At 68.6% G+C, this 18405-nt stretch carries 16 protein-coding genes; 9 read left to right on the forward strand and 7 right to left on the reverse strand.

What is annotated here, in order from left to right:
- Positions 1-4: 4 nt before the first annotated feature.
- Both OKW35_RS05055 and OKW35_RS05060 read right to left on the reverse strand, forming a co-directional pair.
- On the reverse strand, positions 5-4342 hold the full coding sequence (locus OKW35_RS05055) for a translocation/assembly module TamB domain-containing protein (protein WP_429551387.1): 4338 nt from the start codon (positions 4340-4342) through the stop codon (positions 5-7).
- Between the two features lie 45 nt (positions 4343-4387).
- Positions 4388-6241, reverse strand: a complete 1854-nt coding sequence (locus OKW35_RS05060) for an autotransporter assembly complex protein TamA (protein ID WP_429551388.1) — start codon at positions 6239-6241, stop codon at positions 4388-4390.
- A 267-nt stretch (positions 6242-6508) separates the two neighbouring features.
- Between OKW35_RS05060 and OKW35_RS05065 the strand changes: the two genes are divergently transcribed.
- From OKW35_RS05065 to panD, 4 genes are all read left to right on the forward strand, one after another.
- Complete coding sequence (locus tag OKW35_RS05065) at positions 6509-6694, forward strand: DUF3460 family protein (protein ID WP_090803441.1); 186 nt, start codon at positions 6509-6511, stop codon at positions 6692-6694.
- A gap of 20 nt (positions 6695-6714) precedes the next feature.
- On the forward strand, positions 6715-7650 hold the full coding sequence (locus OKW35_RS05070; RefSeq protein ID WP_221307657.1) for a segregation and condensation protein A: 936 nt from the start codon (positions 6715-6717) through the stop codon (positions 7648-7650).
- Between the two features lie 283 nt (positions 7651-7933).
- The gene (gene panC, locus OKW35_RS05075; protein ID WP_429551389.1) at positions 7934-8767 is read left to right on the forward strand and encodes a pantoate--beta-alanine ligase; all 834 of its coding nucleotides are present in this window, start codon (positions 7934-7936) and stop codon (positions 8765-8767) included.
- 60 nt (positions 8768-8827) lie between these two features.
- Positions 8828-9214: an aspartate 1-decarboxylase gene (panD, locus tag OKW35_RS05080; protein ID WP_018431692.1), complete on the forward strand. Its 387-nt coding sequence runs from the start codon at positions 8828-8830 to the stop codon at positions 9212-9214.
- Between the two features lie 45 nt (positions 9215-9259).
- Here panD and OKW35_RS05085 read toward each other — a convergent pair whose 3' ends face one another.
- Positions 9260-9898: a ParA family protein gene (locus tag OKW35_RS05085; protein ID WP_184059634.1), complete on the reverse strand. Its 639-nt coding sequence runs from the start codon at positions 9896-9898 to the stop codon at positions 9260-9262.
- A 243-nt stretch (positions 9899-10141) separates the two neighbouring features.
- Here OKW35_RS05085 and OKW35_RS05090 point away from each other — a divergent pair, with 243 nt between their 5' ends.
- Entirely contained in the window at positions 10142-10561 is a 420-nt protein-coding gene (locus OKW35_RS05090; protein ID WP_090803438.1) for a PaaI family thioesterase, read from the forward strand.
- A gap of 57 nt (positions 10562-10618) precedes the next feature.
- Here the strand turns inward: OKW35_RS05090 and OKW35_RS05095 are convergent, their stop codons facing one another.
- Complete coding sequence (locus tag OKW35_RS05095) at positions 10619-12145, reverse strand: cobyric acid synthase (RefSeq protein ID WP_184021076.1); 1527 nt, start codon at positions 12143-12145, stop codon at positions 10619-10621.
- Between the two features lie 89 nt (positions 12146-12234).
- Between OKW35_RS05095 and cobU the strand changes: the two genes are divergently transcribed.
- The 4 genes from cobU to OKW35_RS05115 are packed head-to-tail and all read left to right on the forward strand — an operon-like array spanning position 12235 to position 15845.
- Complete coding sequence (cobU, locus tag OKW35_RS05100; RefSeq protein WP_429551390.1) at positions 12235-12789, forward strand: bifunctional adenosylcobinamide kinase/adenosylcobinamide-phosphate guanylyltransferase; 555 nt, start codon at positions 12235-12237, stop codon at positions 12787-12789.
- Entirely contained in the window at positions 12789-13730 is a 942-nt protein-coding gene (gene cbiB, locus OKW35_RS05105; protein ID WP_429551391.1) for an adenosylcobinamide-phosphate synthase CbiB, read from the forward strand. The genes cobU and cbiB overlap by 1 nt, the downstream gene beginning before the upstream one ends.
- Positions 13731-13763: 33 nt before the next feature.
- Complete coding sequence (cobD, locus tag OKW35_RS05110; RefSeq protein ID WP_429551392.1) at positions 13764-14840, forward strand: threonine-phosphate decarboxylase CobD; 1077 nt, start codon at positions 13764-13766, stop codon at positions 14838-14840.
- Between the two features lie 54 nt (positions 14841-14894).
- Positions 14895-15845: a cobalamin-binding protein gene (locus OKW35_RS05115; RefSeq protein ID WP_429551829.1), complete on the forward strand. Its 951-nt coding sequence runs from the start codon at positions 14895-14897 to the stop codon at positions 15843-15845.
- Between the two features lie 53 nt (positions 15846-15898).
- On the opposite strand, the gene cobC is transcribed toward OKW35_RS05115, so the two are convergent.
- From cobC to cobT, 3 genes are all read right to left on the reverse strand, one after another.
- Positions 15899-16489 carry an alpha-ribazole phosphatase gene (gene cobC / locus OKW35_RS05120; RefSeq protein ID WP_090803430.1) on the reverse strand — a complete coding sequence of 197 codons (591 nt, stop codon included), beginning with the start codon at positions 16487-16489 and terminating at the stop codon, positions 15899-15901.
- Positions 16474-17250 carry an adenosylcobinamide-GDP ribazoletransferase gene (locus OKW35_RS05125; protein ID WP_184059646.1) on the reverse strand — a complete coding sequence of 259 codons (777 nt, stop codon included), beginning with the start codon at positions 17248-17250 and terminating at the stop codon, positions 16474-16476. The genes cobC and OKW35_RS05125 overlap by 16 nt, the downstream gene beginning before the upstream one ends.
- Positions 17251-17323: 73 nt before the next feature.
- Positions 17324-18385 carry a nicotinate-nucleotide--dimethylbenzimidazole phosphoribosyltransferase gene (gene cobT, locus OKW35_RS05130; RefSeq protein WP_429551393.1) on the reverse strand — a complete coding sequence of 354 codons (1062 nt, stop codon included), beginning with the start codon at positions 18383-18385 and terminating at the stop codon, positions 17324-17326.
- Positions 18386-18405: the final 20 nt, after the last annotated feature.

An 18405-nucleotide genomic window follows, 5' to 3' on the forward strand; every position in this document is an offset into this window, starting at 1 on the left:
CGCATCACCACGAGATCCGGTCGAAGCGCCGCGTGTACAGCACGTCGGCGCCATAGAACGTGCCGCCATACACGACCAGCGACCAGTATCGCGTCAGATTGATCGTCGCCTTGATCGCATTGCTCGCCGACTGCAACCCCTGCTCGTAGCCGATCACGAGCCGCTCGTTGATCGCCTTCGACACCATCACGACTTGCGGATCGGTCAGGCCGACGTCGCTGCGGCCGATCGAAAACTCGTCGAGCCCGACGGTCTGCGCGATCCGCTGACCCGTCGCGCTGCCGAGCAGCGCGAGCGCGGTCGTCATCGTGCTCTGCTGGCCGAGGTTGTTGCCCTGGTCGGTGCCGTGGCCGAACAGCAGCCACGACAGTTTTTCGTTGTCCGGCACGCTTGGCTCCGACACGAGCCGCGCGACCGGCGCCTGCAGCGTGCCCGTTACCTGTACGCCGGCCTCGACCTGCTGGTTGCGGCGCATCGCGAGAATGTTGATGCCCGGATTCGTGACCGGCCCGTTGAACGTGAAGAAGCCGTTCTCGATCGCGAGCTTGCGGCCGAATTCGGTGTAGGTCGAACCCGGCGTGACGCGCACGTTGCCGACCGCGCGCAGCGGCGTATTCGGCGCGCTCGTCGCGGTGATCGTGCCGGCGAGGCCGAGATCGGCGCCCTTCCCACGGAAGCGGAAGTCGTTGCCGAGGCCGATCTCGATGTTCGCGCGTGGCGCGAACGGGCTCGCCGGCGGCTGGCCGCCTTCGCTCGGAGGCGGCCGGCCGCCCGAGCGCGTGCCGTCCGGGCGGATGATCACGACGTCGTCGCCGAGGCTCGGCGCGGCCTGCTCGGGCAGATCGAACCGCGCGCTGTCGACCACGAACTTGCCGTCGATCACGGGGCCGCGCTCCACGCCGCCGTTCGAGATGTTCGCACTGCCCGACAGCGACAGATGGCGGTCCGGCGACGCGAACACATCGAGCTTGTCCGCGACGATGCTCGCGGTCATGTCGGGCTCCGGGCTGTCGAGACGCACGTGCCCAGTCGCGCGCAGCGTGCCGCTCGCGCCGTGGAACTCGACCTGCTGGAAGTCCACCATGTTCTGCGACAGCGCGATGCGCACGACCCCATCCTTCAGTTGCACGCCCTGGCTCACGACCGTCGCGGACAGACCGTCGCCGGTCAGCGAGCCGGTCACGTTCGGTTTCGCGACCGTGCCGCCGAGCGCGAGCTTCAGCGCGAGATGGCCGTCGAGCAGATAGCCGGGGCCGAGCAGGCCGCCCGTCGTGCGCAGCGACGGCACGTTCGCGTTCACGTTGCCCGACAGCGCGCTTTGCGGATCGACGCTCAACATGCCGTCGCGCAGCACGAGCGGCGTGTGCGCGTCGGCATCGATCACGCCGACGCGGCTCGCCTGCGCATGCACGGTCGCATTGAGCCGGTTGCCGCCGGTGAATTCGGCGCGCGCGCGGATGTCGCCAATGCCCATCGACGAGAGCCCGCGGCCGATCTCGACCGTGACGTCGCCGCTGCGCCGGCGCAGCTCGATGTGGCCGCTCGCCGTCGCGCCGAGCGAGAAGTCCCAGTCGCCGTCGAACACGAGGTCGGTGCGCACGGCGGGCGGCTCGCCGGTGATCTGGTGACGCAGCTCCTGCAAGTGCGCGAGCGACGCATCGGTCAGGCTGCCGGCTGACTGGATGCGGCCGTGATCGAACGCGAATGACTTCAGGGTCAGCACCGAGCCTTCGATCGTCAGGCGCGTCGCGCCGAGCGTGAGGTGCCCCGGCCCGGCGCTGAGCGCGAGCGGCGATTCGAGATTGAGCGCCGGCGTGCCGCGATTTTGCAGACGCGTGACGGTGCCGTCCCAGCGCGAGCCGTCGCGCGTGTCGGTCAGCTTGCCGTTGGCGGCGAGCGTCAGATCGAGCGGTCGGTCCTGCAGCTTGCCGGTCGCGGCGGCTTCAAGCGTGTGGTTCGCGCGTGTGCCGGACAGGCGGGCGGTCAGCGTGGCGAGGTCGACACCGCCCGCGTTGACATTGCGCGCGTCGGTCGTGAACGCGAGCGCGCCGTTCGCGCCGTCGCGCAACTCGGCGTGGCCTTCCGCATGGCCGATGCGGTTGCTCGCGAACACGACGCTGTCGGCCTTGTAATTCAGCGTGACGTTCGGATGCGCGAACGAGCCGGTAACGTCGCCGTCCGCGGCGACCGCGCCCGCGAGGCCGAAGCCGAGCCGATCGAGCTGCGGCGCGTCGATGCCGAAGCGCAGCCGGTCGCCGGCCGCGCCGAAGCTGCCTTGCAGATTCACCCGGTTGCCCGCCACCGAAAGATTCGCGTGGCTCGGCAGGATTCGCGAGCCGGCCAACTGGATCATGCCGCCGCCCGTGAGCGGCAGGTCGTTGTAGACGCTGGGACCGAGCGTGAATTCGGCGCGCGTCGTGAAGACCGGCGCGAGCACACCTGCTGCCGTGACCGTGGCGTTCACGCGCGCCTCGATCCTGCGCGCTGGCGGACCTGCATGCGCGGCTGCGCGTGGCGCAGGGCCCGCGCGATGCGCGGGCGGTGGCGTCCTGCGCTCGAGCACTTCGGTCTGCGCCGCGGCCTGCGCGGTGTTCTTCGCGATGGCGGCGGCCTGATCGCCGGGCGCCGCGCTCTTCGCGCCGGCCGTGCTGCCCACGAGCGCCGCGGCTTGCGCTTGCCGCTCGCGTTGCGCGCCACTCGCGGCGGACGCGCCGGATGTCGTGACAGGCGTGCGGGCGGGCATCTGCGAGGTCAGCGACAGCGGATCGAAATCGGTCAGTTGCGCCTTCAGGTTGTAGGTCGAGTTCTCATCGTGCTTCAGCGCGCCCGATAGATCGATGCGGCCACGGCCCGACGTGACGCGCACGTCGTTGAAGCTGATGCGTGCGGGATCGAACGTAATCTTGCCCTGGGCGCGCAGCGCCGCGGCGGGGTCGGCGAGATCGAGCGTCAGGGTCTGGATGTCGTCGTTCAGGCGGATGCCGATCGGGCCGGACAGCTGCGTCGGCCGCACGGTCGCCTGCAGCGCGTTCAGGTCGAGCCGCGCGACGCTCAGATCGAGCCGGCCGTGCCGGCCGCTCAGCGCACCGCCGCCGGTGAGCGTCGCGTTGCGCACGAGCCGCACGTTCAGGTTCGAGATGCTCTGCGTGTGGGCGTCGAGGCGCACGTCGGCGTTCGCATCGATCAGCGGCAGCAGTTTCTGGTCGATTGCGCCGGGTTTCGCGTTGACGATCGAGACATGGCCGGCGACGGCGAAACCCGCCGCCGGTTTGGCCGGCGCGTGGTGGTCGCCGAAGAGGTGGTGCGGATGGCTGGCGGCCGACGGTTTCGCCGCGCTGGCTGTGCCAGGGGCGGTCGCCGCGCCCTGCTCGACCGGCTGCAGCTCCGCGCGCACCGCCAGATCGGCCAGCGGCGCACCTGGCGCGAAAGCCTGCGGATTCACATGATCGAAGCTCAGCGTCGCGCGCTGCAACGGCACCGCGGCGAACGGCGCCGCTTCGACCCGCGCGTGGCCGGCGAGCTTCATGCCGCTCGCATCGAGCTCGGCGACGAGCTGCTCGAGCGTGCCGCTCAGGTGGCCGGCCACCTGCACCGCTTCATCGTTGACCTTGCCCGCATAACCGACTTCGCCGGTGAGCGGAAACGGCCGCACGCCATCGAGTTTCGCCGCTGCCGTCAGCGCGCCGAACGGCGTATCGAGCCGATCGATCGCGGCCTCGTGATGACGCCCGTCGCTGCGCCCATGAAACGCGAAGCCGGACAGCTCCGTCGTCGACGCGCCCTGGTGCAGCAGCAGCCGCTCGACCTGCACGTCGCGGATCTCCAGCTGCATCGGTAGCTGCAGATCCTGCGGCAAGCTCAGCGGCTCGCTGGTGCTCGACGACGACGGGCCGACGCGCGCCTCGATCGTGCCGACGTGCAGGTAGTCGATCGTGAACCGCCACGGCTCGCGCGCGAGCGCCCAGCTGCCCGCGATGCGGTCGATCTCGATGTCGGTGCCGCTGCCGTCGAGGCTGCGCCAGCGCACGTCGCGCAGTTGCACGCCGCGCGCGAGCGTGCCGCCGTCGAGCGTGCCGGCGAGCCGGCCGCCGAGCAGCTTCACGGCCGCGTGCCACGCGTACGCGGTGCCGCGCTCGGTCGTCAGCGCCCCGTACAGCAGACCGACCGCGAGTGCGGCGAGCAGTACCAGCATGACCACCGTGCCCGCGACCGACTTCAGCAGCAGCCGGCCCCAGCGCCGCTTCGGCGGCGGCGTGTCGGGCGGCTGCTGCCCATCCGGCGGTCCTGGCGGCATGGCGCCGGGCGGCTGCGCGGGGGGCGGGGCGGTGACGTCGGTGGTCATGCGTGAATACGGTGGCAAATAAGATAGTGGGTTGTCGTCAAAACGTCAGAACGCGATGCCGAGCGTGATATACGGCCGCACCCGGTTATCGCGGATCCCGTAAGCGACATCGAGATTGACCGGGCCGACCGGGCTGCGCCAGCGCGCGCCGACGCCGGCGCCCGGATAGAAAACTTTTTCGCCCCAGGTGTCGGTCGCGGTGCCGATGTCGAAGAACACGGCCGCGCCCCAGTTGTGCGAGAACCAGTGCTGGTATTCGGCCGCGCTCGTCAGCAGGTACTTGGTCGGCAGGATCGAGCCGGCGACGTTGTTACCGATGCTCTGGAAGCCGTAGCCGCGCACCGAGTTCGAGCCGCCAGCGCGGAACAGCAGCGACGCCGGAATGCCGCTCGAGCTGCCGCTCGTGAATACGCCGCCGAGTTCGGCGCGGATCAGCACGATGTCGTCGACGCCGATCGGGAAATACTGCTGGCCGCGCGCGTAGCCGCGGATGAACGACTGGTCGGCGAGCAGACCTTTCACCGCGAAGCCCGCCTCGACGTGGATCAGGTTGCCGCGGCGCGGGAACAGCGGGTCGTCGGTGTCGCGCCGCGTCCACGACCACCCCGGCACCAGCGCGTGCGCGCGGGTCGGCGGCGCCGCGTTCTGGTCGAGCTGATCGTCGTAGAACAGCAGCGAATAGCTGTAGTCGAGGAACTGCGACGTGCGCGAGCGCTGCACGCCGCCGCGGATGCTGTAGATGCGCGTGTCGGAGACGTCGGTGGTCGTGTACGACGCGAGCGCGCTATTGGTCCACCCGTGCTGGCCCGGCGGCATCGACAGCTGGATCTGCCCGTATTGCTGCGTCTTGTCGGCGCGGCCCTCGACGGTGAACGGCCACGCCGCGCCGAACGTGTTCAGATACGTGTAGCCGCCCTGCACGAGCGGGCCGTTGTCGGTCGAATAGCCGACGCCGCCGCGGAAGCTGTGATACGGAAACTCCGACACCTTCACGTGCACCGGCGTGTCGAGCGGCTTGGCGGGGTTGTCGTCGAGGTCGATCGCGACGCTCGCGAAGTACGGCGTGTTCTGCAGTTGCCGCTGCAGTTCGGCGACAGTGCGCGTGTCGTAGATCTCGCCCGGCGAGATCGGATTGACGTTGTGGACGATGCGCTCCGGATAGCGCTTCGTGCCCTGCACGTCGAGCTGGCCCATCGTGAAGGTCGGCCCGCTGTCGTAGATCACCGACAGCTTCGCCGTGTGCGTGCGCGGATCGATCAGCGCCTCCGAGTGGTAGATCTTCGCGGCGAGGTAGCGGCGCGATTGCAGCTCGTGCAGCGACGCGTTCTTCGCGTCGTCCCAGGCGCCCTGCGAGAACGGCTGGCCCTCGTGCAGCGAGAACGCGAAGCGCGTCGCGTTTTCGCGCGATGGGTCTTCGGTCAGCACCGCGCCGCGAAACGACAGATCGACCGACGTGACCTTGGTCTGCGGGCCCGGCTCCACGCGCACGGTGACCTGCCGCAGATTGTCGACGGTGCGCACGTCGGTGCTGACGAGCGGCGAGAAATAGCCCTGCGTCGCGGCGAGATCGCGCACCTGCTGTGGCGTCGCGGTGATCAGGAACGAGAACTGGTCGTCGGTGACGTCGGGCCGCTTCGCGAAACGCGAGATATCGAGGTGCTGTTCGAGCAGCCGGCGCAGCGCGCGCGGCTCGGCGACCACCTCGACCTTGTAGCTCGGTGCCTTGCTCGCCGCTTGAGCCTTGCCCGCGGCGAGCAGCAACATCAGGAGGCCGAGGCCGATGGCGAGCGACACACGCAGCCAGCACCGCGCGAGCGCCTCGCGCTCACGCGCGCGCCCGCGCGCCTGGCCGGTCTCGCCGCGCAACGCACGCGGCATGTCGATCGTACCTCCCGCCAAACAGGACCTCCGGCCTCAATGAGTGAATTCTCGCGCCCCGGCCGCGCATCCGATCGAGGCATGCTATTTGACCACAACGCGACCCCGATCGGCCTGTCTCGTGCCCCTGGCGGAGCTCCGCGCTTCATCTCAAAAATGGGCGGCCCGCGGCGATTTTCGACCGCCCGCGACGCATGCGGTAAAATCGCGGACGACGGCGCCCTCCCCGCGGCACCGCGCAGCGGCCAGCCCGAGAGCCGCCACCCTACCCACCACGGACGTCGAGCCATGTATCAATCGGACATCACCCAGTTCCTGAACCAGCTCAAGCAACAGAAGCCCAATCTGGAGGCCGAGCAACGCAAAGGCCGCGCACTGCTGTGGGACAAACAGCCGATCGATCTGGAAGAGCGCGCCGAGCAGAAAACTTCGCGCGTGGAGCAGACGCCTTACTCGTACTACCAGAACTTCTAAGCTCCCCAGTCACGCCGACGATGAGTCACGCTGACGAGGTGCATGGTCCGCTTCACGGCCCGATACACGGCCCGATACACGGCCCGGTTCACGGCCCGGTTCACGGCCCAGCGCCGGCACCGTCCGACACCGCGCTTTCCACGCCCGCCACCGATTCGACGCCCGACACGGTCGACGGCGTCGCGTTCGCGCGTCTGTACGGCGAGCCGCTGTTCAAGCTGCCGAACGACCTGTACATCCCTCCGGACGCGCTCGAGGTATTCCTCGAGACCTTCGAGGGGCCGCTCGACCTGCTGCTGTACCTGATCCGCAAGCAGAACTTCAACGTGCTCGACATCCCGATGGCGGATGTCACCGTGCAATATCTCGGCTACGTCGAGCAACTGCGCAAGACCAATCTCGAACTCGCGTCCGAGTATCTGCTGATGGCCGCGATGCTGATCGAAATCAAGTCGCGCATGCTGCTGCCGGTCAAGAAGGCCGACACCGGCGAGGAAGCCGAAGACCCGCGCGCCGAACTGGTGCGCCGCCTGCTCGAATACGAGCAGATGAAGCTCGCCGCGCAACGCATCGACCAGTTGCCGCAGCTTGGGCGCGATTTCCTGCGCGCCGAGGTCTACATCGAGCAGAGTGTCGCCCCGCGCTTCCCGGACGTGAACAGCGACGACCTGCGCGCCGCGTGGGCCGACGTGATCAAGCGCGCGAAGCTGGTCCAGCATCACAAGATTTCGCGCGAGGAGTTGTCGGTGCGCGAGCACATGAGCCTGATCCTGCGGCAGTTGCAGAATGCGCGCTTCATCGAGTTTTCCGATCTGTTCGACACGAGCCGCGGCGTGCCGGTCGTCATCGTGAATTTCATCGCCGTGCTCGAGCTGTGCCGTGAATCGCTCGTCGAAATCACCCAGGCGGAGCCGTTCGCGCCGATTTACGTGCGGCTGGCGTATCTACCGGCCTGAGCGCTGAATGACGGCCGCTTGACGGCCGGACCGCGGCCGGACCGTGGAAATCTCGCTACGAACACCGTCGCAGCGATGCCTGGCGGGCCTCAGCGGGGAGTGCGCGGCAAGCGCGCCGCGCCCCGCTCGGAAGTGCCGCCGCGTTTCGGTGCGTCCGCTGCCCAAATCCACTACAATCCGCGCTCCGAACCCGTCATTTGCCGGTGAGGCGATGAGCCGCGCGATTCCGCCAGGTGTCGCGCCAACCGGATCGCGCGCCGCGCGAGCCTATCCCTGTCCGATCATGAAAGTCATCAGCTCGATCCATGAATTGCGCGACCAGTTGCGCGGCCAGAATCGCACGGCCTTCGTGCCGACGATGGGCAACCTGCACGAGGGCCATCTGTCGCTGATGCGCCTCGCGCGCCAGCACGGCGACCCGGTCGTGGCGAGCATCTTCGTCAACCGCCTGCAGTTCGGCCCGAACGAGGATTTCGACAAATATCCGCGCACGCTCGAAGCCGATATCGAGAAGCTGCAAAAGGAAGGGGTCTACGTGCTGTTCGCGCCGACCGAAAGGGACATGTATCCGGAGCCGCAGGAATACCGCGTGCATCCGCCGCACGATCTCGGCGACATCCTCGAGGGCGAATTCCGCCCCGGTTTCTTCCACGGTGTGTGCACGGTCGTGATGAAGCTGATGTCGTGCGTGCAGCCGCGCGTCGCGGTGTTCGGCAAGAAGGATTACCAGCAGTTGATGATCGTGCGCCAGATGTGCCACCAGTTCGCGCTGCCGACCGACATCGTCGCCGCCGAAACCGTGCGCGACACCGACGGCCTCGCGCTCAGCTCGCGCAACCGGTTCCTTTCGGCCGCCGAACGCGCCGAGGCGCCGATGCTGGCCGCCGAACTCAATCGGGTGCGCGACGCGGTGCTCGCGGGCGAGCGCGACTTCGCGAAACTCGAAGAGTCGGCCAAAGCGACGCTCGCGGCGCGCGGCTGGAATCCCGATTACATCGCGATTTGCAAGCGCTCGAACCTGATCGCGCCCGGCGCGCAGGACGCCAGCGCACCGCTCGTGGTGCTGGCCGCCGCGAAGCTCGGCGCGACCCGGCTCATCGACAATCTCGAAATCTGACGCCGCAACCGCCCGCGCGAACACAGTTACACTGCGCAGTCACACAGGATTGGATTGATCATGCAACGCAATATGCTGAAGTCGAAGATTCACCGCGTCGCGGTCACGCACTGCGAGCTCCACTACGAGGGCTCGTGCGCGATCGACGAAGATCTGCTCGAAGCGGCGAACATCGTCGAAAACGAGCGTATCGACATCTGGAACATCAACAACGGCGAGCGCTTCTCGACGTACGCGATCAAGGGCGAGCGCGGCAGCGGCATGATTTCGCTGAACGGCTCGGCCGCGCGTCGCGCGCAGCTCGGCGATCTGGTCATCATCGCGGCGTTCGCGGTGGTCGACGAGGCGGAGCTGAAGGCGGGCTGGAAGCCGGACCTCGTGTTCGTCGATGAAAACAACAAGATCAAGGGCAGCCGCGACCACGTGCCCACGCAGGCCTGGAGCTGAGCGAAGCTCAGCTTGACGCTTGACTGATGGCGGGCAGCCCCCGCCTCAGCCCTTCTTCCCCGCGCCGTTCGTCCACTCGACGATCGGCTGCCACTGCTCCAGATCCTTCTCCACACGGCTTTTCGCGACGTCCCACAGCGTCAGGCCGTGCGCCGCGAGCTGCACGTAGTTCTGCGTGTCGCGCAGAAAACCGAGCACCGGCAGCTTCAATCCCTCGACGAAGCGATGCAGCTGCTCGGCCGAGCGCGTGCGCGCATCGACGCGCATGCCGACCACGCCGACCTCGATCGCGCCCTTCCTGACCGCCTTTTCCTTCGCCAGCCGCTCGAGAAATTCCTGGGTCGCGAGAATATCGAACAGCGACGGCTGCAACGGCACGATCACCTTGTCGGCGAGATCGAGCGCGATGTTCAGGCGATTGCCGTGCAGGCCGGCCGGCGTGTCGACGACCGCGTGCTCGAGGCCTTTCGGCGGCTTGGCCGGCGTGTCGGGATTGACCTCCCAGGTTTCGATGTTCGGCAGCGTGGCGGGCCGTAATTCGAGCCACGCATGCGCGGAGTGCTGCTTGTCGAGGTCGGCCAGCGCGACCCATTCGCCCGCCGCGGCGAAATAGCCGGCCAGATTGGTCGATAGCGTGCTCTTGCCCACGCCGCCCTTCGGATTCGCCACCACGATCACCGACATGAAATCTCCCGGAAAGAAGGCTGGACACCGCCAGCCGGTTTGCCGCGCTATTGCTCCGTCCCCGCCGATCCGCTGTGACCGGCGCCGGCGGGCTCCACGATCGCTGCCGTTCGAAGTTCGGTTTCCAGGGACGCCCGCCGGTCCAGGCGTTGATAATATCGACAAATTCAGCGTGGCCGAAGCCCCCGCATCGCGAATCGGCCGCTCCAACGCGCCGTTTTTTTCGACAAGGACCTGAATCTCATGAGCAAACTGCGCCCGGAATACACCGTCGAACGCCTGCTGGAGCGCCAGAAGGGCACGCTGCCGGACCTGCTGGGCCTGCGCGTGCTGACCGTGGACCAGGGCACGCTGGTCGCCGAACTGACCGTGCGCGAGGCGCTGCTCGCGCCGAACGGCTTCCTGCACGCGGCCACGGTGATCGGCCTCGCCGACACCGCGTGCGGCTACGCGTGCATCGCGCATCTGCCCGAAAACTCGCGCAACTTCACGACGATCGAGCTGAAGAGCAACTTCCTCGGCACCGCGACGCAGGGCACGATCCGCGCGGTCGCCAAGGGTGTGCACCTTGGGCGCAGCACGCAGGTCTGGGACGCGACGGTCACCGGTCCGGATGGTAAGACCATCGCGCTGTTTCGTTGCACGCAGATGGTGTTGTACTGAGCGAACCGCGCGAGCAGCAATTGCGTTCACTCCGATGAAGGAGGCCGGCGCAGAGCGTCACCCCAGCGCCGCGAACAGCCTGCGCATATCGACGTGCCCGGCCAGCGTATCGGCCAGCCGCTCCAGCGACGCCTCGCGCAACGCCGGATAGTCGAGCGCTTCGGCATCGCTCAAACCCGCCCATGCGAGCAGCGCCGCGCACGCGGCCGGCGTGTCGAACAGGCCATGCACGTAGGTCGTGAGAATCTGGCCATCGGCGGACATCGCGCCATCGGGACGGCCAAAGTCCGCGCCGCCCTCGTGCGGGCCAGCGTGGTCGAGTCGCAGCGCCGGCGTGTCCAATGCCGGCCCGCGCGTCTCGCCCATATGAATCTCGTAGCCGGCGACGTCCGGCGTGCCGGGCAGCGCCAGGCGCCCGGTCACATTCTTCAGTGTCTTGTCGCGCGTGAGCACGGTCGCATAGTCGAGCCAGCCGAAGCCCGCGAAGGTGCCCGGCGCGCCCTCGACGCCATGCGGATCGGCGATCTCGCGGCCGAGCATCTGCATGCCGCCGCAAATGCCGATCACGCGGCCGCCGTAGCGCAGATGCCGCGCCAGCACGTCGTCCCAGCCCTGTGCGCGTAGAAACGCGAGGTCGTCCGGCACGTTCTTCGAGCCCGGCAGGATGATCAGATCGGCGGCCGGCGGCGGCGTACCCGCGCGCACATAGTGAAAATCGACCTGCGGATGCGCGCGCAACGCGTCGAAGTCGGTGTGATTGCTGATGTGCGGCAGCACCGGCACGACCACGCGCAGCAGACGGCGCGAATCAACGCTCGCCGCCGCGCGCAGCTCGGGCGGCAGCATGTCCTCGGCGTCGAGCGTCAGGCCATGCAGATACGGCACGACACCGAGCACCGGCTTGCCGGTCTTCGCTTCCAGCCAGTCGAGCCCGGGCTTCAGCAGACCGATGTCGCCGCGAAAGCGGTTGATGATGAAGCCGCGCACGCGCGCCTGCTCGCTGTCGGACAGACACGCGAGCGTGCCGGTCAGGTGCGCGAACACGCCGCCGCGATCGATGTCGGCGACCAGCACGACCGGGCAGTCGACCGCCTCCGCGAAACCCATGTTCGCGATGTCGCGCTCGCGCAGATTGATCTCGGCCGGACTGCCCGCGCCTTCGACGAAAATCGTGTCGTACGACGCGCGCAGCCGCGCATACGACTCCAGCACCGCCTCGAACGCGACTGGCTTGTAGTCGTGATACGCGCGCGCGTCGAGATTGATGCGCGCCTTGCCGTGGATGATCACCTGAGCGCCGCGATCGCTGGTCGGCTTCAGCAGCACCGGGTTCAGATCGGTGTGCGCGTCGATGCCCGCGGCGAGCGCCTGCAATGCCTGCGCGCGGCCGATCTCGCCGCCGTCGACGGTCACCGCGCTGTTCAACGCCATGTTCTGCGGCTTGAACGGCGCGACCCGCGCACCCGCGCGCCGCGCGAGGCGGCACAGTCCCGCAACCAGCGTGCTCTTGCCCGCGTCGGACGTGGTGCCCTGGATCATCAGCGTGCCGCGCGGCACGGGCAGGGTGTCGGGAGGAATGGTCATTCGGGTCACGGCGGTGCAGGTGGAAGATGGACAGTGGCGTTGCAATGCAATCGAGCGGCATTATCCCATCGCGCCGGTACAATCATAGGATGACTCCCCGCGACCTCACCTTCGTCCTCGGCGGCGCCCGCTCGGGCAAGAGCGCGCATGCCGAGCGGCTCGCCAGCGACAGCGCCTTCCCCGTCACCTACATCGCCACCGCCCGCGTTACCGACGACGCCGAATTCAACGCGCGCATTGCGCATCATCGCGAGCGGCGGCCCGCGCATTGGGGGCTCGTCGAGGCGGACGACGACCTCGCCGGCGCGCTCGCGCAACACGACGCGCCGGGCCGGTGTCTGCTGATCGACTGCCTGACGCTGTGGCTCGCAAACCTGCTATGTCCCGCCGACGGCGCGGCGGCGCCGCTGTCGCACTACTACGAGCAGGCCGCCGCGTTCGAAGCGGCGCTCGCCGGCGCGCGCGGCAAGATCATCGTCGTCAGCAACGAGATCGGCCTCGGCGTCGTGCCGCTCGGCGAAGCCACGCGTCTTTACGTCGACGAACTCGGGCGCTTGAATCAGCGCATCGCCGCGTTGAGCAGCGTGGCCACGCTGATGGTCGCGGGACTGCCGCTCGCGCTGAAAAGCGCGAGCCGCGTGTGATGCCGCCGCTGACCATGCCGCTGGTCGCGACGCTCGCGGTCGCGGGCGTCGCCGTCGATCGCTGGTTCGGCGAGCCGAGCCGCCGGCATCCGCTGGTCGGGTTCGGCAACTGGGCGGCGCGCATCGAGGCGCGCTTCAATCACGACCGGCGTCTGCGGCTCAAGGGCCTGCTCGCATGGGCGCTCGCGGTTCTGCCGCCGGTGTTGATCGCGTGGTGGCTCGTCGCCGTGCTGCCGTTGTTCGCGGCCTGCGCGCTGCATGTCGCGCTGCTGTGGTTCGCGCTCGGCGCGCGCAGCCTGCGCGATCACATCGCGCCGATCGCGCGGGCGCTCGGCCAACGCGATCTGGCCACGGCACGTGAGTTGACCGCACGGATCGTCTCGCGCGACACCGCGCAGTCGAACGAGGCCGCGCTCGCGCGCGCCGCGATCGAATCGGCGCTCGAAAACGGCAACGACGCGATCTTCGGCGCGCTGTTCTGGTTCGCGCTCGCGGGCGGGCCTGGCGCGCTCGGCTTTCGCCTCGCCAATACGCTCGACGCGATGTGGGGTTATCGCACGCCGCGCTATCTGCGCTTCGGCTGGGCCGCCGCGCGCATCGACGACGTGCTGAACTGGATTCCCGCGCGCCTGACTGCCACGAGCTACGCGCTGCTCGGCGACACGCTGACCGCCTGGCGCTGCTGGCGCGAGCAGGCGCCGCGCTGGGACAGCCCGAACGCGGGCCCGGTGATGGCCGCCGGCGCCGGCAGCCTGAACGTGCTGATCGGCGGGCCGGCCGTGTATCACGGCACGCTCGAGCACCGGCCGACACTGGGCTTCGGGCGTCCCGCCGAGGCGCGTCATGTGGGCGCCGCGTTGATGCTGGTCGAACGCACGGTGATTCTCTGGCTGGCCGTGCTGATCGTGCTGGCGTTGTTGAGCGTGCCGTTTCATGGCTGAGCGGAACGACGCGCGTAGCGATGGGATGAGCGCATGACCGACTGGACGCAACCGCGCGAGCACGCCGCAAGCGGCCCGATCGCGCACGGCGGCAACCTGCACGAAGCGGCGGCGCGCTACGGCATTGCGTACGCGCAGTGGCTCGATCTGTCGACGGGCGTCAATCCGCACGGCTATCCGGTGCCGCCGCTGCCCGCCGACGCGTGGCGCCGTTTGCCCGACGAAGGCGACGGCTTCGCCGAGCGGGCCGCGCGCTACTACGGCGCGCCCGATGCCGCGCACGTGCTGCCCGTCGCCGGCAGCCAGGCGGCGATTCGCGCGCTGCCCGCGTTGCTGTCGCCCGCGACGGTCGGCATCGCGCCGCTGACCTACGGCGAGTACGCGCCCGCGTTCGCACGCGCCGGACACGCGGTCGCGCCGCTCGACGTGCATCGCGACACGCTGCCCGCCGCGCTCACGCACGTCGCGATCGTCAACCCCGACAATCCGACCGCCACGCATATCGATGCCGCCAGGCTGCTGCACTGGCACGCGCAGCTGCGCGAACGCGGCGGCACGCTGCTCGTCGACGAAGCGTTCGCCGATACGCTGCCGGCCGCGCGGGTCGCGTCGCTGGCGGCGCATACGCACCGGGACGGGCTCGTCGTGTTGCGCTCGCCCGGCAAGTTCTTCGGGCTCGCGGGTGTGCGCGCCGGCTTCGTGCTGGGCGCGCCCGCATTGCTCACCGCGTTGCGCGACAGGCTGGGGGCGTGGACCGTCAGCGGTCCCGCGCGTCATGCGGTGAGCGCCGCGTTCGACGATGCCGCGTGGCAAACGCGGATGCGTGAGCGGCTCATCGGCGACAGCGCGCGGCTTGCCGGGCTGTTGCATGCGCACGGTTTCGCGACACGCGGCACGCCGCTCTTCGCATGGACCGACGATGCGCGCGCCGCCGCGTTGCATGAAGCGCTCGCGCGGCGCGGCGTGTGGACGCGTCTTTTTCCGCCATCGCTTCGGGTGCCATCGGCCAGTGTGCGCTTCGGGCTGCCGGGCGACGAAGCCGAATGGACCCGCTTCGAGCAACAGTTGCAACAGGCGGTTGACTCGATCGATACCGCGCGGTCGAGTTAGCGCAGTGACCTTCGCACCCAAGCCGCTCAACGCTTCGTGATCCGCCCTCGTCCGATGATCCGCTTTGCACGTTCCATCCGCTTTGCCCCGCCCGCGCACCGCTTCATCGATTGGTTCGGCGCCGCAGCGCTCGCGCTGACCGCACTGAGCGCGCACGCCGCGATCACCGTCACCGACGACAGCGGCGCGACCCTCACGCTCGCCGCGCCCGCGCAGCGCGTGATCAGCCTCGCCCCGCACGTGACCGAATTGCTGTACGCCGCAGGCGGCGGCCCGAAGATGGTCGGCGCCGTGTCCTACAGCGACTATCCGCCCGAAGCGAAGCAACTCCCGCGCGTCGGCGACAACAAGGCGCTCGACCTCGAACGCATCGTCGCGCTGAAACCGGACCTGATCGTCGTGTGGCGGCACGGCAACGCGCAGCGCCAGCTCGAACGCTTGCGCGAGCTACACGTGCCGCTCTTTTTCAGCGAGCCGCGCCGTCTCGACGATATCGCCGTGTCGCTGACCAAGCTCGGCCGGCTGCTCGGCACATCGGCGAGCGCGGATGCGGCGGCGGCCGCCTTCCGCGACGACATCGCCCGTCTGCGCGCGCGGTATGCGAACCGCCCGGCCGTCAGCGTCTTCTATCAGGTATGGGACCGGCCGCTGATGACGCTCAACGGCGAGCACATGATCAGCGACGTGATCACGCTATGCGGCGGCCGCAATGTGTTCGCGGACCTGCAGCCGCTCGTGCCGACCGTGTCGATCGAAGCGGTGCTCGCGGCGAATCCGCAGGCGATCGTCACCGCCGCGCCCGGCGCGACGCGGCCCGACACGATGCTGCCGCAACTCGGCACATGGCGCGCATGGCCGGGCCTCGCGGCCGTCGCGAACAACAACCTGTTTGCGATCGACGGCGATCTGATCAATCGCCCCGCGCCGCGCATCGCGCAAGGCGCGCGGCAACTGTGCGAGGACCTCGAACTGGCGCGCTCGCGCAGCAAGCAGCCCGCGCCATGACGGCGCCGCGTGTGGCGAGAAAAAAGGATCGGTTTTCCCGATGACCACGCGGGTCACGCATTCCATCGCACGAGCGACCACTGCAGCGTCTCGTCGTTACGTCGCAACCAGACGATCCCCGTCATATCTAGCGACCACTGCAGGCAATGCGCGAGCGGCACCTCCAGCACCCACGACGCGATCGCGCGCATCACGCCCGCGTGCGTGACCACGTATGCGGGCGACAGCTCGCGCGTCAGCGCGAACGCATCGAACCACGCTCGCACACGCGCGACGAATTGCGCGACGCTCTCGCCGCCGTGCGCGCGCGCATGTTCGAAATTGGCGGCCCAGTCGTCGAGCAGCGCGCGATCGATCGTATCCCAGCGCTGCGCTTCCCACTCGCCGAAATCCATTTCCTTCAGGCGCTCGTCGTGGCTGACCACGCAGCCGAAGTCGTTCGCGATCTCGGTCGCTAGGGCGGCGCAGCGCGTAAGCGGACTCGTGATCAGCACACGCGGCGCCGGCACCTGCAAGCTCGCGAGCTTCACCGCCAACGCATTGGACGTGACCTCGGCGCTTTCCGCCAACGCGACATCGCTATGGCCGTAACAAACCCCCGCCTCGAGCGCGACAGCGGGATGTCGAATCAGGACGATATCCATGCAAGCCCCACCAGGTAGATGCTCAATTCGAAGATCTGCTGCGCGAAGCCGAGGCAGTCGCCGGTATAGCCGCCGATGCGTCTGACGAAATAACGGCCCATTGCAAAGCGCAGCGCGAACAGCACAGCACACGTGAGCGCGGCGAAACGCCAGTCGGGCATGCCGGGGCCGTTCGGCCACAGCAGCCACGGCAGCCCGAACAGCACGGCGCACAACAGCGCCGGCCCGCTCAAACGCTGCGCGACCGGCTTGGCTTTGCCGGCCGCGCGCACATAGTCGAGCGTGGCCAGGTAACTGATCGCGCACGCGCGGCTCGCGCCATGCGCCGCAAGCATCAGGCTTGCGGCGCGCAGCGGTGACAATGCCGCGAGCGTTTGCCACTTGATCGCCAGAGCGATCACGAGCGCGATGGCGCCGAAAACACCGATGCGCGAGTCGTGCATGATGCGCAGCGCATCGTCGCGCGTATAGGCGCCACCGAACGCATCGATGCAGTCGGCGAGACCGTCCTCGTGAAATGCGCCCGTGACCACGAGCGACGCGGCCATCGACAGCAGCACCGCGACACTCGCCGGAAACACGCGCAGCGCGGCCAGATAGACGAGCGCGCTGAAGCCGCCGACCAACACGCCGACGAGCGGAAAATAGCGCGCCGCGGCGTTCAGATAATGCGGCTCGAAACCGACCCAGCGCGGCACGGGCACGCGCGTGAAGTAACCGAGCGCCGTGAAGAAATAGCGCAGTTCCGCGAGCGGGTTCATGAACGTGGCGAGTGCAGGTTCACGGCGCTGCGGGCCGAGCTTCGCGTTATCGCGAAGCGCGTGCTCGCGCGCTTCACGGTTCGCGATCGGCGACGCCCGCCGAATCGAAGCTGGCCATCTCGTTGACGAAGGCCACCGCCGCGCGCAGCAACGGCACCGCGAGCGCGGCGCCCGTGCCTTCGCCGAGCCGCATGTCGAGCGACAGCAGCGGCTGCGCGCCGAAATGATCGAGCATGCGCCGATGCCCGGCCTCGTTCGACGCATGCGCGAACACGCAGTACTCGCGCACGTCGGGCGAGAACGCATCGGCGACCAGCAGCGCGGACGTCGCGATGAAGCCATCGACGAGGATGGTCATGCGCGCCTCCGCGGCCGCCAGATACGCGCCCGCCATCATCGCGATTTCGAAGCCGCCGAAGGTCGCGAGCACGTCGAGCGGCGCGCGTGCATCCGCATGGCGCGCGAGCGCCGCCGCGAGCACGTTGCGCTTCTTCGCGAGTCCGGCATTGTCGAGACCCGTGCCGCGGCCGACGCAGTCGTCGATCGGCACACCGCACAGGCGGCTCATCAGACACGCGGCCGCCGACGTGTTCGCGATGCCCATCTCGCCGAAGCCGATCACGTTCGTGCCGAGCGCCGCGTGATGACGCACGCGCTCGGCGCCCGCCTGCATCGCGGCGAGCGCTTCGGCGTGCGTCATCGCGGCTTCGTGTGCGAAGTTGCGCGTGCCGGGCCCGACCGGAATGTCGACGAGTCGGTCCGTGGACGGCAGCGGCGTCGCGATGCCCGCGTTGACCACTTCGAGTTCGAGACCCGCGACGTGACTGAGCGCGTTGATCGCCGCGCCGCCCGCGATGAAGTTCGCGACCATCTGCGCGGTCACCGCTTGCGGATAGGGGCTCACGCCTTCGGCGGCGATGCCGTGGTCGCCCGCGAAAACGATCATCGCGGGACGCTGCACGGTGGGACGCGTACTACGCTGGATCAGGCCCATCTGGCGCGCCAGCGTTTCGAGCCGGCCGAGGCTGCCGGGCGGTTTGGTGCGCGTATCGATGATCCGCTGCAGTTCGGCGCGTAGCGTCTGATCGAGCGGCGCGACTTCGGGCAAACCGGCTGGGTGTGGGATGCGAGTCATAGGTGTGATCGAAACAAGGG

This window comes from Paraburkholderia sp. MM5477-R1 (assembly GCF_050436385.1).
GTDB lineage: Bacteria > Pseudomonadota > Gammaproteobacteria > Burkholderiales > Burkholderiaceae > Paraburkholderia > Paraburkholderia tuberum.